This window comes from Stenotrophomonas sp. 85239_Sma (assembly GCF_056481725.1).
This window is the reverse complement of sequence record NZ_CM151163.1, coordinates 4,005,494-4,017,844: the sequence shown is the minus strand read 5'-3', so window position 1 is coordinate 4,017,844 and position 12,351 is coordinate 4,005,494. Positions and strand designations below refer to the sequence as shown.

13 protein-coding genes are annotated in these 12,351 nt (G+C 65.3%); 12 read left to right on the top strand and 1 reads right to left on the bottom strand.

What is annotated here, in order from left to right; genetic code table 11:
* Window positions 1-394 precede the first annotated feature (394 nt).
* The 10 genes from ACYKG1_RS18625 to ACYKG1_RS18580 all read left to right on the top strand — a co-directional run bounded on the left by ACYKG1_RS18625 (window position 395) and on the right by ACYKG1_RS18580 (window position 9,898).
* The gene (locus ACYKG1_RS18625) at window positions 395-760 is read left to right on the top strand and encodes a hypothetical protein (RefSeq protein ID WP_014648497.1); all 366 of its coding nucleotides are present in this window, start codon (window positions 395-397) and stop codon (window positions 758-760) included.
* Window positions 761-791: 31 nt separating this feature from the next.
* Window positions 792-1,592: a F0F1 ATP synthase subunit A gene (atpB, locus tag ACYKG1_RS18620; protein ID WP_049466592.1), complete on the top strand. Its 801-nt coding sequence runs from the start codon at window positions 792-794 to the stop codon at window positions 1,590-1,592.
* 73 nt (window positions 1,593-1,665) lie between these two features.
* Complete coding sequence (gene atpE, locus ACYKG1_RS18615) at window positions 1,666-1,971, top strand: F0F1 ATP synthase subunit C (RefSeq protein WP_005411133.1); 306 nt, start codon at window positions 1,666-1,668, stop codon at window positions 1,969-1,971.
* Window positions 1,972-2,077: 106 nt separating this feature from the next.
* The gene (locus ACYKG1_RS18610; RefSeq protein ID WP_005419512.1) at window positions 2,078-2,548 is read left to right on the top strand and encodes a F0F1 ATP synthase subunit B; all 471 of its coding nucleotides are present in this window, start codon (window positions 2,078-2,080) and stop codon (window positions 2,546-2,548) included.
* 2 nt (window positions 2,549-2,550) lie between these two features.
* Complete coding sequence (locus ACYKG1_RS18605) at window positions 2,551-3,078, top strand: F0F1 ATP synthase subunit delta (RefSeq protein WP_100473991.1); 528 nt, start codon at window positions 2,551-2,553, stop codon at window positions 3,076-3,078.
* Between the two features lie 44 nt (window positions 3,079-3,122).
* Window positions 3,123-4,670, top strand: a complete 1,548-nt coding sequence (atpA, locus tag ACYKG1_RS18600) for a F0F1 ATP synthase subunit alpha (protein WP_005411130.1) — start codon at window positions 3,123-3,125, stop codon at window positions 4,668-4,670.
* Window positions 4,671-4,766: 96 nt separating this feature from the next.
* Window positions 4,767-5,630, top strand: a complete 864-nt coding sequence (gene atpG, locus ACYKG1_RS18595; protein ID WP_005411129.1) for a F0F1 ATP synthase subunit gamma — start codon at window positions 4,767-4,769, stop codon at window positions 5,628-5,630.
* A 38-nt stretch (window positions 5,631-5,668) separates the two neighbouring features.
* Window positions 5,669-7,075, top strand: coding sequence for a F0F1 ATP synthase subunit beta (atpD, locus tag ACYKG1_RS18590; RefSeq protein ID WP_010481327.1), 1,407 nt, complete (start codon window positions 5,669-5,671; stop codon window positions 7,073-7,075).
* Between the two features lie 113 nt (window positions 7,076-7,188).
* Complete coding sequence (locus ACYKG1_RS18585) at window positions 7,189-7,611, top strand: F0F1 ATP synthase subunit epsilon (RefSeq protein WP_005411127.1); 423 nt, start codon at window positions 7,189-7,191, stop codon at window positions 7,609-7,611.
* A gap of 73 nt (window positions 7,612-7,684) precedes the next feature.
* Window positions 7,685-9,898: a hypothetical protein gene (locus ACYKG1_RS18580; protein WP_478471088.1), complete on the top strand. Its 2,214-nt coding sequence runs from the start codon at window positions 7,685-7,687 to the stop codon at window positions 9,896-9,898.
* Between the two features lie 6 nt (window positions 9,899-9,904).
* Here the strand turns inward: ACYKG1_RS18580 and ACYKG1_RS18575 are convergent, their stop codons facing one another.
* Window positions 9,905-10,288, bottom strand: coding sequence for a GtrA family protein (locus ACYKG1_RS18575; RefSeq protein ID WP_100473988.1), 384 nt, complete (start codon window positions 10,286-10,288; stop codon window positions 9,905-9,907).
* Window positions 10,289-10,371: 83 nt separating this feature from the next.
* On the opposite strand from ACYKG1_RS18575, the gene glmU reads away from it, so the two are divergent.
* Complete coding sequence (gene glmU / locus ACYKG1_RS18570) at window positions 10,372-11,739, top strand: bifunctional UDP-N-acetylglucosamine diphosphorylase/glucosamine-1-phosphate N-acetyltransferase GlmU (protein WP_478471087.1); 1,368 nt, start codon at window positions 10,372-10,374, stop codon at window positions 11,737-11,739.
* Entirely contained in the window at window positions 11,708-12,256 is a 549-nt protein-coding gene (locus ACYKG1_RS18565) for a GNAT family N-acetyltransferase (protein ID WP_478471086.1), read from the top strand. The genes glmU and ACYKG1_RS18565 overlap by 32 nt, the downstream gene beginning before the upstream one ends.
* Window positions 12,257-12,351: the final 95 nt, after the last annotated feature.

The following is a 12,351-nucleotide window of genomic DNA, read 5'->3' as shown; positions in this document are numbered from 1 at the left end:
CGTGAACGTATGGTCCACAGGGTGTGCACGGTTCAGCGCTGTCGCGATGATGCAAAGAGATGGCCCCGGAGCCGGGCTTCGGGGCCATCGTGGGACCTGCGGGGCGGAGCGTCGACGAGGTTGCTGCAGGCAGGTCGAAAGATCGGACCGGCGCCTGCGGCGAAAGTTCCGCGGCCTGCGACCAAAGTTCAATACTGCAGTGCAGCATCATGCGGACGTCATTGTCCCCTGGGTGGCACGCAAAAATGTAACCGTTACCGCAACTTGCGGCCTCCTGGGATGAACAGGGAGCGGTTGTCTCGCAAATTGTCCCATTGCTATAATTTGGCGGCTCGATGAGGCCCCCCTGCTGTAGCCGCCTCAGCCCTCCACTTGCAACCACGCGGGACGTCCTGTGCTGAACTCCGTTGATGCGGGTCGGCGACTGATGCTGCGCGCCGCGGTCTACCCGCTGGCCGCAGTGGCTGTCCTGGCCCTGGCCTTCCTGCTGGTGGGTCCGAAATATGCCCTCGGCGCGCTGGCGTCCGGTGTGGCCATTTCGGCCGGTGGTTGGGTGGCGGCACGGATGGCACTGGGCGGAGGGGCGGTGGCCGCAGGATCGGCGATGGCGCGCCTGATCATTGCGATCGTGGCCAAGTGGGTGGTGGTTTTCGGCGTCCTGCTGGTGGGGTTCCTGGTCTTCAAGCTGCCTGCACTGGCGCTGTTGGCCGGTATCGCCGTCGGCTTGATGTTCCAGGTCCTGGCTATGGCCAGGCGTTGACAGAATTCAATTAACTGAAGGTTCCGGACACATGGCGGGCGAGGCTCTAACCCCTACCAGCTACATCCAGCATCACCTGCACAACCTGACCGCACCGGTCGGCAAGGGTGAGGGTATGTTCTGGCATATCCACGTCGATACCTTCCTCACCGCGGTCCTGATGGGCCTGGTGATCGTTGTCGCGTTCTGGCTGGGGACCCGCAAGGCCACTGCCGGCGTGCCGGGCAAGTGGCAGGCCTTCGTCGAGATCTGCCTGGAGTTCGTCGACCGCCAGGCCAAGGACACCTATCACGGCAAGAGCAAGCTGGTCACGCCGATCGCCATCACGATCTTCTTCTGGATCCTGATGATGAACCTGATCAAGATGATCCCGGCCGACTTCATCGCCAAGCCGCTGGAATGGGCGGGCATCCACTACTGGAAGCCGGTGCCGACCGCTGACGTCAATGCCACCCTCGGCATGGCCATCAGCGTGTTCTTCCTGATGCTGTTCTTCGCGCTGAAGTCCAAGGGCCTGCTTGGCTTCATCAAGGAATTCCTGACGGCGCCGTTCGGCAAGTGGATGATGCCGTTCAACCTGATCCTCAACATCGTCGAGTGGCTGAGCAAGCCGATCTCGCTGGCGATGCGACTGTTCGGCAACATGTTCGGCGGCGAAATCGTGTTCCTGCTGATCTGGGTGCTGGGTGGTGCCGGTTTCTTCGGTGCCATTGCCGGTGGTGCGTTCGGCCTTGGCTGGATGCTGTTCCACCTGCTGGTGATCCCGCTGCAGGCCTTCATCTTCATGATGCTGTCGATCGTGTACCTGAGCCTGTCGGAAGACGCTCACTGAGTTTCAAGCTTCAACGCGTTTCAACCTTCATCCGTTTCATCACCCTTAGCAACTTAAGTTCCTGGAGATAACCATGTACTTCGCCGTCCTGACCAACTTCGCGCAGATTCAGAGCTCCACCGCCCTTGCCGTCGGCATCATGATCGGCCTGGCCGCGCTGGGCGCCGGTCTGGGTCTGGCCATCATGGCTGGTAAGTTCCTGGAGTCGGCCGCCCGCCAGCCGGAACTGATCCCGGTCCTGCAGGTCCGCATGTTCATCACCGCCGGCCTGATCGACGCCGCGTTCATCATCTCGGTCGCCGTTGGCCTGCTGCTGGCCTTCGCCAACCCGCTGTCGGCTGCCTTTGCTGGCGCCGTCACCAAGGCTCTGGCCGGCTGATACAGCGGTTTGAGACGACCGGGTGCTGCTGCACCCGGTTTCGGATGAAGGCCGGATGCGCCGCTACGGCGGCGCGTCCACCCCGAAACCAGCGATCGAGCTAACCATGAATATCAATTTCACCCTTCTTGCGCAGGCGCTGGCCTTCGCTGGTCTGATCTGGATCATCGCGACCAAGATCTGGCCGCCGCTGATGAACGCGATCGAAGAGCGCCAGCAGAAGATTGCTGAAGGCCTCGCTGCTGCCGACCGCAGCCAGAAAGATCTGGCCCAGGCGCAGGAGAAGGTCAACGAAGCGCTGAAGGAAGCCCGCACCAAGGCCAACGAGATCATCGATCAGGCCCACGCGCGTGCCAACCAGATCGTTGATGCTGCCCGTAACGAAGCGATCACCGAAGCCACCCGTCAGAAGGAGCTGGCCCAGGCTGAAATCGACGCCGCCGCCAACCGTGCCCGTGAAGATCTGCGCAAGCAGGTGTCCGCGCTGGCCGTGACCGGTGCCGAAAAGCTGCTCAAGCGCGAAATCGACGCCAACGCCCACAAAGCGCTGCTCGACGAGCTGGCCTCGGAGATCTAAGGATGAGCCAGGCCCTCACGCTTGCCCGCCCGTACGCCCGCGCCGCGTTCGCGACCGCGCGCGACGAAGGCGCGTTCGCGCCGTGGTCGGACGCCCTGGCGTTCTCCGCCCACGTCGCCGCCGACCCGCGCGTGGCGGCCCTGCTCGCCAACCCGGAGCTGGGTCGTGACGACGCCGTCGCCCTGCTGGCGCCGGTGTCCCACGGCGAGACCTACTCGCGCTTCCTGGCCATCCTGGCCGAATCGCATCGTCTGCCGCTGCTGCCGGAAATCTCCGGCATGTTCGACGCCCTGCGCGCCGAAGCCGAGCACGTGGTCAAGGCCACGGTGACCTCGGCGGCCGATCTGTCGGCCGGTGAACTGGACGCGATCAAGGCTGCGCTGCGCAAGCGCTTCAACCGCGAGGTCGAAGTGACCACCGCGGTCGATGCCTCGCTGATCGGCGGCGCCGTGATCGACGCCGGCGACGTGGTCATCGATGGTTCGCTGAAGGGCAAGCTGGCCCGTCTGCAGACCGCGCTCGCTAACTGAATTCATTTAACGTCCGGCCCCGCTGCCGGCACTAGGACTTGACGATGGCAACCACGCTCAACCCCTCCGAAATCAGCGAACTGATCAAGAACCGCATCGAGAAGGTCAAGCTGGCCGCGGAATCGCGCAACGAAGGCACCGTGACCAGCGTGTCCGACGGCATCGTGCGCATCTTCGGTCTGGCCGACGTGATGCAGGGCGAAATGATCGAACTGCCGAACAACACCTTCGCACTGGCCCTGAACCTGGAGCGCGACTCGGTCGGCGCCGTGGTCCTGGGTGACTACGAGCACCTGCGCGAAGGCGATGTCGCCAAGACCACCGGCCGCATCCTGGAAGTGCCGGTCGGTCCGGAACTGCTGGGCCGCGTCGTGAACGCGCTGGGCGAGCCGATCGACGGCAAGGGCCCGCTGGGCACCGACCTGACCGCTCCGGTGGAGCGCGTTGCTCCGGGCGTGATCTGGCGCAAGTCGGTCGACCAGCCGGTGCAGACCGGTTACAAGTCGGTCGACTCGATGATCCCGATCGGCCGTGGCCAGCGCGAGCTGATCATCGGCGACCGCCAGACCGGCAAGACCGCCATGGCGATCGATGCGGTGATCAACCAGAAGGGCACCGGCATCAAGTGCGTGTACGTTGCGATCGGCCAGAAGGCTTCGACCATCGCCAACATCGTGCGCAAGCTGGAAGAGAACGGCGCGCTGGCCCACACCATCGTGGTGGCCGCGACTGCTTCCGAATCGGCTGCCATGCAGTACATCAGCGCCTACTCGGGCTGCACCATGGGTGAGTACTTCATGGACCGCGGCGAAGACGCGCTGATCGTGTATGACGATCTGTCCAAGCAGGCCGTCGCCTACCGCCAGATCTCGCTGCTGCTGAAGCGTCCGCCGGGCCGCGAAGCCTACCCGGGTGACGTGTTCTACCTGCACTCGCGCCTGCTGGAACGCGCTGCGCGCGTGTCCGAGGAATACGTCGAGAAGTTCACCGAAGGCAAGGTCACCGGCAAGACCGGCTCGCTGACCGCGCTGCCGATCATCGAAACCCAGGCTGGCGACGTGTCCGCCTTCGTTCCGACCAACGTGATCTCGATCACCGACGGCCAGATCTTCCTGGAAACCGACCTGTTCAACGCCGGCATCCGCCCGGCCGTGAACGCCGGTATCTCGGTGTCGCGCGTCGGTGGCTCGGCCCAGACCAAGATCATCAAGAAGCTGTCGGGCGGCATCCGCATCTCGCTGGCCCAGTACCGTGAGCTGGCTGCGTTCGCGCAGTTCGCCTCGGATCTGGACGAAGCGACCCGCAAGCAGCTGGAGCGTGGCCAGCGCGTCACCGAGCTGATGAAGCAGAAGCAGTACGCGCCGATGTCGATCGCCAACCAGGCGCTGTCGATCTACGCCGTCAACGAGGGTTACCTCGACGACGTGCCGGTCAACAAGCTGCTGGCGTTCGAGGAGGGCCTGCACGCCCACTTCGCCAACACCCAGGGCGAGCTGGTCAGCAAGGTCAACGCCACCGGCGGTTGGGACAACGACATCGAAGGTGCCTTCAAGAAGGGCATCGCCGAGTTCAAGACCACCGGCAGCTGGTAATCGCGGTCCTGTAGAGCGGAGCGCTGGCTCCGCTGGACCAGATGACAAACGGTTGAACAACGCGGGGCATCTGCCCCGCGCCACGGGAAACAAGAGATGGCAAGCGGACGCGAAATCAAAACCAAGATCAAGAGTGTGCAGAACACCCGCAAGGTGACGCGCGCCCTGGAAATGGTCTCGGCCTCCAAGATCCGCAAGGCGCAGGATCGGATGAAGACCTCGCGTCCGTACGCGCAGGCGATGAAGCAGGTGATTGGGCACCTGGCCCAGGCCAGTACCGATTACCAGCATCCGTTCCTGGTCGAGCGCGAGCAGGTCAAGCGGGTCGGCTTCATCGTGATCTCCTCCGATCGCGGCCTGGCCGGTGGCCTGAACAACAACCTGTTCCGCAAGATGCTGGGCGAAGCCAAGGCATGGCAGGACAAGGGTGCGGAAGTGGACCTGGTGACCATCGGCCAGAAGGCGTCGACCTTCTTCCGCCGCGTGAAGGTCAACATGGTCGGCAGCGTGACCCACATCGGCGACGTGCCGAAGCTGGAGTCGCTGATCGGTGTGATCAAGGTGATGCTCGACGCCTTCACCGAGGGCAAGATCGACCGCGTGTACCTGGTCTACAACCGCTTCGTGAACACCATGGTGCAGAAGGCCAGCTTCGATCAGCTGCTGCCGCTGCCGCCGGCTGAGAAGCAGGTCGCTCACCACGACTGGGACTACCTGTACGAACCCGATGCCGCGACCGTGCTCGAGCACGTGATGACGCGTTACATCGAGTCGCTGGTGTACCAGGCACTGCTGGAAAACGTCGCCTCCGAGCATGCGGCACGCATGGTTGCGATGAAGGCGGCGAGCGACAACGCCAACAAGCTGATCGGCACCCTGCAGCTCGTCTACAACAAGGCGCGCCAGGCAGCGATCACCCAGGAAATCTCCGAAATCGTCGGCGGCGCGGCAGCAGTCTGACCGCGTTCGTTCAAAGCACACATTTAGAGGATGCAGCAATGAGTCAGGGCAAGATCGTTCAGATCATCGGCGCGGTCGTCGACGTCGAATTCCCGCGTGAGTCGGTGCCGAAGGTGTACGACGCACTGAAGGTCGACAACACCGAAATCACCCTTGAAGTCCAGCAGCAGCTGGGCGACGGCGTGGTGCGTACCATCGCCCTCGGTTCCACCGACGGCCTGAAGCGCAACCTGGTTGCCACCAACACCAACCGCGGCATCTCCGTGCCGGTCGGTGCTGGCACCCTGGGCCGCATCATGGACGTGCTGGGCCGCCCGATCGACGAAGCCGGCCCGGTGGCCGCCAGCGACAGCTGGGAAATCCACCGTGCGGCTCCGTCGTACGAAGACCAGTCCCCGGCCACCGAGCTGCTGGAAACCGGCATCAAGGTCATCGACCTGATGTGCCCGTTCGCCAAGGGCGGCAAGGTCGGCCTGTTCGGCGGCGCCGGCGTCGGCAAGACCGTCAACATGATGGAACTGATCAACAACATCGCCAAGGCGCACAGCGGCCTGTCCGTGTTCGCCGGCGTGGGTGAGCGTACCCGTGAGGGCAACGACTTCTACCACGAAATGAAGGACTCCAACGTCCTGGACAAGGTGGCGATGGTGTACGGCCAGATGAACGAGCCGCCGGGCAACCGTCTGCGCGTCGCCCTGACCGGCCTGACCATGGCCGAGTACTTCCGCGACGAGAAGGACGAAAACGGCAAGGGCAAGGACGTCCTGCTGTTCGTCGACAACATCTACCGCTACACCCTGGCCGGTACCGAAGTGTCGGCACTGCTGGGCCGCATGCCGTCGGCCGTGGGTTACCAGCCGACCCTGGCCGAGGAAATGGGCGTCCTGCAGGAACGCATCACCTCGACCAAGAACGGTTCGATCACCTCGATCCAGGCCGTCTACGTTCCCGCGGACGACCTGACTGACCCGTCGCCGGCGACCACCTTCGCCCACCTGGACTCGACCGTCACCCTGTCGCGTTCGATCGCCTCGCTGGGTATCTACCCGGCCGTCGATCCGCTGGACTCCACCAGCCGCCAGATGGACCCGCTGGTCATCGGCCACGAGCACTACGACACCGCCCAGCGCGTCCAGCAGACCCTGCAGAAGTACAAGGAACTGAAGGACATCATCGCGATCCTGGGCATGGACGAGCTGTCCGAAGAGGACAAGCAGGCCGTGTCGCGCGCCCGTAAGATCGAGCGCTTCTTCAGCCAGCCGTTCCACGTGGCCGAAGTGTTCACCGGTTCGCCGGGCAAGTACGTGCCGCTGAAGGACACCATCCGTGGCTTCAAGGCCATCGTCGATGGCGAGTACGACCACCTGCCGGAGCAGGCGTTCTACATGGTCGGCGGCATCGAAGAAGCGGTCGAGAAGGCCAAGAAGATGGCCGAGAAGGCCTGATCCGGGACGGGCGGGAGCGATCCTGCCCGACCTGACGCCGGCGCCGGGCAACCGCCCGCGCCGGTGGACCCCCACGGTGGCATTGCGCCGCCGCGAACAGCGAAGAGATTTGCATGAGCACGATCCGTTGCGACATCGTCAGCGCCGAGCAGGAAATCTTCCGTGGCGAAGCGACCCTGGTCGTGGCCACCGGTGAGCTGGGCGAACTGGGCATCGCGCCCAAGCACGCGCCGCTGATCACCCGCCTGAAGCCGGGCAAGGTGGTGGTGACCACGCCGAACGGCGAGCAGCTGGATTTCGCCATTTCCGGCGGCATCCTGGAAGTGCAGCCGCAGGTGGTGACCGTGCTGGCCGACACCGCGATCCGCGCACAGGACATCGACGAAGCCTCGGTCCGCAAGGCCAAGGAAGAAGCCGAGCGCATCCTGGCCAACCGCGGCGAAGCGATGGAAGTGGCTGAAGCCCAGCAGAAGCTGGCCGAAGCCGTCGTCCAGCTGCAGGCGCTGGAGCGCCTGCGCAAGACCCTCAAGCACTGAGGTTCGCGCGTCATCAAGCAGAAACGCCGGCTTGCATGCCGGCGTTTTTGTTTGTTCTCCACAGGAGCAGGGAATGCAGCAGTATTCGACAACGATAGAGGGCGGCAGCTGGCAGCGGCAGTGGCGCACACCGGCGGGCGCATTCCTGGTTGCCTGGATCGTCCTGTGCCTGCCATGGCTCAGTGGCATCAAGACCATTCCCTTCGACGCCGTGCAGCAGTTCTTCCCGGCTGTCAGCTTCAGTGCCGAGCAGCTGCGTCATCTGCAGGCCCCCTGGTGGAATCCCTATCTCTACGGTGGCTACCCGCAGGTGGCCGACCCGCAGATGATGACGCTGCAGCCGACGATGCTGCTGCCGATGCTGCTGGCACCCAGCTCCCTGCACCTGTTTACGGTGGTGGTGCTGCTGCATGTGCTGGCAGGCGGCCTGGGTGCGCTGCGGCTGGGTCGCCTGCAGGGCATGGCGCCGCCCGCGCAGCTGCTGTTCGCACTCACGTTGATGTTCGGGGGCGTGGCCGCTTCGCGCCTGCAGCACACGCCGATGATCATCAGTTACTGCCTGCTGCCCTGGCTGTGGCTGGGCCTGGAGCAGGTCCGCCGGCGGGGACGGATGCGCGACATCCTGCTGGCCGGTGTGGCCGGCGGCCTGTGTGCGCTGCAACTGACCCAGGTCACCTATTTCATCATCCTCGCGTGCGCGATCTACGCCGTGGGTGCTGTCCTGCTGGCACGGGGGCAGCGCGTGCGCCTGCTGTGGCAGCTGGGCGTGGTGGCCATTCTCGCCGGCGCTGTGAGTGCGCCGCAGTGGCTGTCCACGCTGGCCTGGCTGGACCAGACCAATCGCAATGGCTTGTCGCTGGAAGCCGCGCTGCCCGGTGCCATCCACTGGCAGACACTGGTGACACTGCTGTCGGGCAACGTGTTCTCGCAGGGGCGCGGCGATAGCTGGGCCTTCGGTGACATCAGCGCCGACTACCTCTATCTGGGGGCAGTGCCGCTGGCGCTGTGGCTGCTCTGGGGCGGTGAGGTGCTGCGGCGCAGGCCGGCGGCGGCCCGCATCGCGCTGTGTGCGCTGACGCTGGCGATCCTGGTCGCGGTGGGTGGCGCGACGCCGCTGTTCCCCTGGCTGTTTGGCTGGCTTCCGGGGCTGGACCTGTTCCGGCGCCCATCCGATGCGCTGTTCCTTACCGTGCCCGCGGCGGCGTGGTTGGGTGCCAATGCGCTGCAGGTTGCCCTGCAGCGGCAACCGTTGCGATTGCACTGGGTGTCTGTGGCGGCCGTCGCGATGCTGGCTGCGTGTGCCGCATGGCTGGCGATCGATCATGGCCATCCGCTCGCCTTCGCCTGGCTTGCCGTCAGCGCCGCGCTGGGCGTGGCCGCAGTGCAGGTGCTGCGCCGCCACCCGGCGCCTGCGCGCTGGGTGCTGGCACTGGTGCTGCTGGACCTGCTGTTGTTCAACGTCGGCACCAGCTTCAACGCGGGCAGCGGCACCAAATCGGTGCTCACCGCCGATCGTGCGGGTCCTGCGCAGCGCGCCTATGCGTTGCTGGCGGCAGAGCGGCATATCGGCATACCCGAGCGCGCGGTGGTCTTCGGCATCGGTGGACTCACCAACGGTGCGGCGGTGCATGCCATTGCGCTGGCAAACGGCTACAACCCGCTGCTGGCAAGCGACTATCTGCAGATGACCGGGATGCCGGGCGAACCGGTCGATACCTTCCAGCAGAAAGCTCCCACTGCCTGGATGCCAGACACCGCTGCTCCCCTGTACGACCTGCTGGGCGTGCGTTGGCTGCTGGCCCAGGAGCCATTCCCGGGCTCCAGTGCGCAGGGCGACCAGGTGGAACTTGCGCGGCGCGGCAGCGTGCTGCCACGCGTACTGAATCCGCGGCAGGTGCGCCGCCATGACGAGCGTCTACCGCCTGCACCGCTGTTCAACCAGACCGATTTCAAACGGCAGCTGTGGCTGCCCGCCGCCGCCAGCAGCCTCTGCGCCGAACAGGATGCTGGTGAGGCCACGGTGCAGGTGCTGCAGTACCTGCCCGGACGCATCGAGCTGACGGTGGTGGCCGACCGTGCGGCGTGGGTGGTGATCAACGAAACCACCGGCCGTGGCTGGCAGGCGCAGCTCGAGGATGGCCAGGTGCTGCCGCTGCTGCGCGGTAATGGCCTCTTCCATGCGTTGTGCGTGCCGGCCGGGCAGCATCAGGTGCGGTTGCGCTACAGCGCGCTGCAGCTGTGGCGTGAGGGAGTGGGCGCGCGCCTGCGCGGCGACGGTGATCGCTGACCCCGATCAGCGGTATACCAGGTAGCGCATCAACAGGAACGACACGCACGCCAGCCCGCCTTCCACCAGCGGCTTGGCCAGCCAGGCGTACTGCAGGCCAAGCGCGTGGTCGACCACGCTCACCAGCAACGTGCTTGCCGCGGTCAGCAGCAGCCACAGCGCGAAAAAGCGTGCGAAACGCCTCCAGCCCAGCTTGTGGGCGCCGGCCTCGGCAAAGGTGTAGCGGCCATTGAGCCAGAAGCCCAGGAGCATGCCCGCCAGGCGTCCGGCGACGTTGGCCGGTGCCACCGCCATGCCCAGCGCGGTGGCGACCACGAAGACCAGCCAATCGACGAGCAGCTGCACGAGCCCGATGAGGAGGTAGGCGCTTCCCTGGCGGACGAGGCTCATCGGCATGGTGAAGGAGGAAGGATGCCCATGTTAACGGCTCACGCTCTAGAATCACCGGCAACGAACCTCGGACTGCCGTTCCCATGACCCAAGCCCTGCACGTCATCATCCTCGCCGCCGGCGCTGGCAAGCGCATGAAGTCGGTGCTGCCGAAGGTGCTGCAGCCGATCGCCGGCCAACCAATGCTGGCGCACGTGATCGATGCGGCCCGCGAACTGCAGCCGGCGGCCATCCATGTGGTCTACGGCCATGGCGGTGAGGCGGTGCGGCAGCATTTCGCCGGCCAGCCCGACCTGCAGTGGGCTGAACAGGCGCAGCAGCTGGGTACGGGCCACGCGGTGGCGCAGGCAATGCCGCAGGTGCCGGATGCCGTACAGGTGCTGGTGCTGTACGGCGATGTACCGCTGATCCGCGCGCAGACCCTGCGCGACCTGCTGGCGCAGCCGGGGCGGTTGGCGGTGCTGGTCGCCGAGGTTGATGACCCGACCGGTTACGGCCGCGTGCTGCGCGATGCCGAAGGCAAGGTGGGTGCGATCGTGGAGCAGAAGGACGCCACCGACGACCAGCTGCGCGTGCGTACGATCAACACCGGCATCATCGCTGCGGAGTCGACCGCGCTGCGCCGCTGGCTGTCGCAGCTCTCCAACCGCAATGCACAGGGCGAGTACTACCTGACCGACGTGTTCGCGTTTGCCGCGCATGAGTACACCCCGGCCGAAATGGCGCTGGTGGCCGACGCGCAGGAAGCCGAGGGGGCGAACGATCCCTGGCAGCTGTCGCAGCTGGAACGCGCCTGGCAGCGCCGCGCGGTGCGGGCGCTGTGCGCACAGGGCGCACGCGTGCGCGACCCGGCACGACTCGACATCCGTGGCACCGTCACCGTGGGCAGTGACGTGCTGATCGATGTCGATGTCGTTCTTGAAGGCAATATCGTGCTCGGCGACGGCGTCACCGTTGGCCCGTTCAATCGCCTGAAGGACGTCACTCTCGGTCCGGGTACCGAAGTGCGCGCGCATTGCGACCTGGAAGGCGTGGTCACCGAAGGCGCGGCACAGGTCGGTCCGTTCGCGCGCCTGCGCCCGGGTACCGTGCTGGCCGATGGCGTGCACGTCGGTAATTTCGTCGAAACCAAGAAGGTCACCCTTGGCGTCGGCAGCAAGGCCAATCACCTCACCTATCTGGGGGATGCAGTGATCGGCAGCAGGGTGAACATCGGTGCCGGCACCATCACCTGCAACTACGACGGCGTGAACAAGTCGACCACCACCATCGGCGACAACGCGTTCATCGGCTCCAACAGCTCACTGGTGGCGCCGCTGACGATCGGCGAGGGCGCGACCATCGCCGCAGGCTCGGTCATCACCCGCACCGCCCCGGACGGCAAGCTGACACTGGCACGTGCACGACAGGAAACCATCGATGGCTGGAAGCGCCCGGTCAAGAAATCCTGAGCCACGCCTTCCGCACGCCGACGAGCTCGGCGTGCTGCCGGCGATCGAACAACGCGCCGGTGAACTGCTGAAGGGTCACCAGGCCTACCCGGTGTTTGCCGGGCACGGCCTGGACCTGCAGACGCTGCAGGACGGCCTTCGGCGTGGCCAGTTGTGGGTGGTCGATGCCGCCGAAGGCGGTATTGCGGGCTACCTGCTGGGTGGCGAGTTGTGCGGCGAGTTCCATGTCCTGCAGATGGATGTGGACCCGGCGCATGCGCGTCGCGGCCATGGCCGTGCATTGCTGCGCCATGCCTTGGCACAGGCCAGGGCCGCCGGCTTCGCTGCAGCGGTGCTGACCACGTTGAGCGATGTGCCGTGGAATGCGGCCTTCTATGCCAGCGAGGGCTTCGTTGAAGTGCCGGAGGCAGAGTGGGGCGACGGCCTGCACGCAGTCATGGCCGAAGAGGCTGCGCTCGGGTTTCCGATGCACCTGCGGGTCGCGATGCGGCGATCCATCTCTTCGCTGGGTGGCTGAAGGTCGGCCACCGGTCATGGGCGTTACTTTTCTTTGTGCGCAAAGAAAAGTAACCAAAAGAAACGCTCCGCCGGTCGCGAGCCGATGCTGCGCAT

Coding starts and splice junctions, on each gene's coding strand:
- ACYKG1_RS18565 (WP_478471086.1), top strand. CDS start 11,708: ATGGCTGGAAGCGCCCGGTCAAGAAATCCTGAGCCACGCCTTCCGCAC.
- ACYKG1_RS18580 (WP_478471088.1), top strand. CDS start 7,685: ATGCAGCAGTATTCGACAACGATAGAGGGCGGCAGCTGGCAGCGGCAG.
- atpB (WP_049466592.1), top strand. CDS start 792: ATGGCGGGCGAGGCTCTAACCCCTACCAGCTACATCCAGCATCACCTG.
- atpD (WP_010481327.1), top strand. CDS start 5,669: ATGAGTCAGGGCAAGATCGTTCAGATCATCGGCGCGGTCGTCGACGTC.
- atpG (WP_005411129.1), top strand. CDS start 4,767: ATGGCAAGCGGACGCGAAATCAAAACCAAGATCAAGAGTGTGCAGAAC.
- ACYKG1_RS18610 (WP_005419512.1), top strand. CDS start 2,078: ATGAATATCAATTTCACCCTTCTTGCGCAGGCGCTGGCCTTCGCTGGT.
- glmU (WP_478471087.1), top strand. CDS start 10,372: ATGACCCAAGCCCTGCACGTCATCATCCTCGCCGCCGGCGCTGGCAAG.
- ACYKG1_RS18605 (WP_100473991.1), top strand. CDS start 2,551: ATGAGCCAGGCCCTCACGCTTGCCCGCCCGTACGCCCGCGCCGCGTTC.
- atpA (WP_005411130.1), top strand. CDS start 3,123: ATGGCAACCACGCTCAACCCCTCCGAAATCAGCGAACTGATCAAGAAC.
- ACYKG1_RS18575 (WP_100473988.1), bottom strand. CDS start 10,288: ATGAGCCTCGTCCGCCAGGGAAGCGCCTACCTCCTCATCGGGCTCGTG.
- ACYKG1_RS18585 (WP_005411127.1), top strand. CDS start 7,189: ATGAGCACGATCCGTTGCGACATCGTCAGCGCCGAGCAGGAAATCTTC.
- atpE (WP_005411133.1), top strand. CDS start 1,666: ATGTACTTCGCCGTCCTGACCAACTTCGCGCAGATTCAGAGCTCCACC.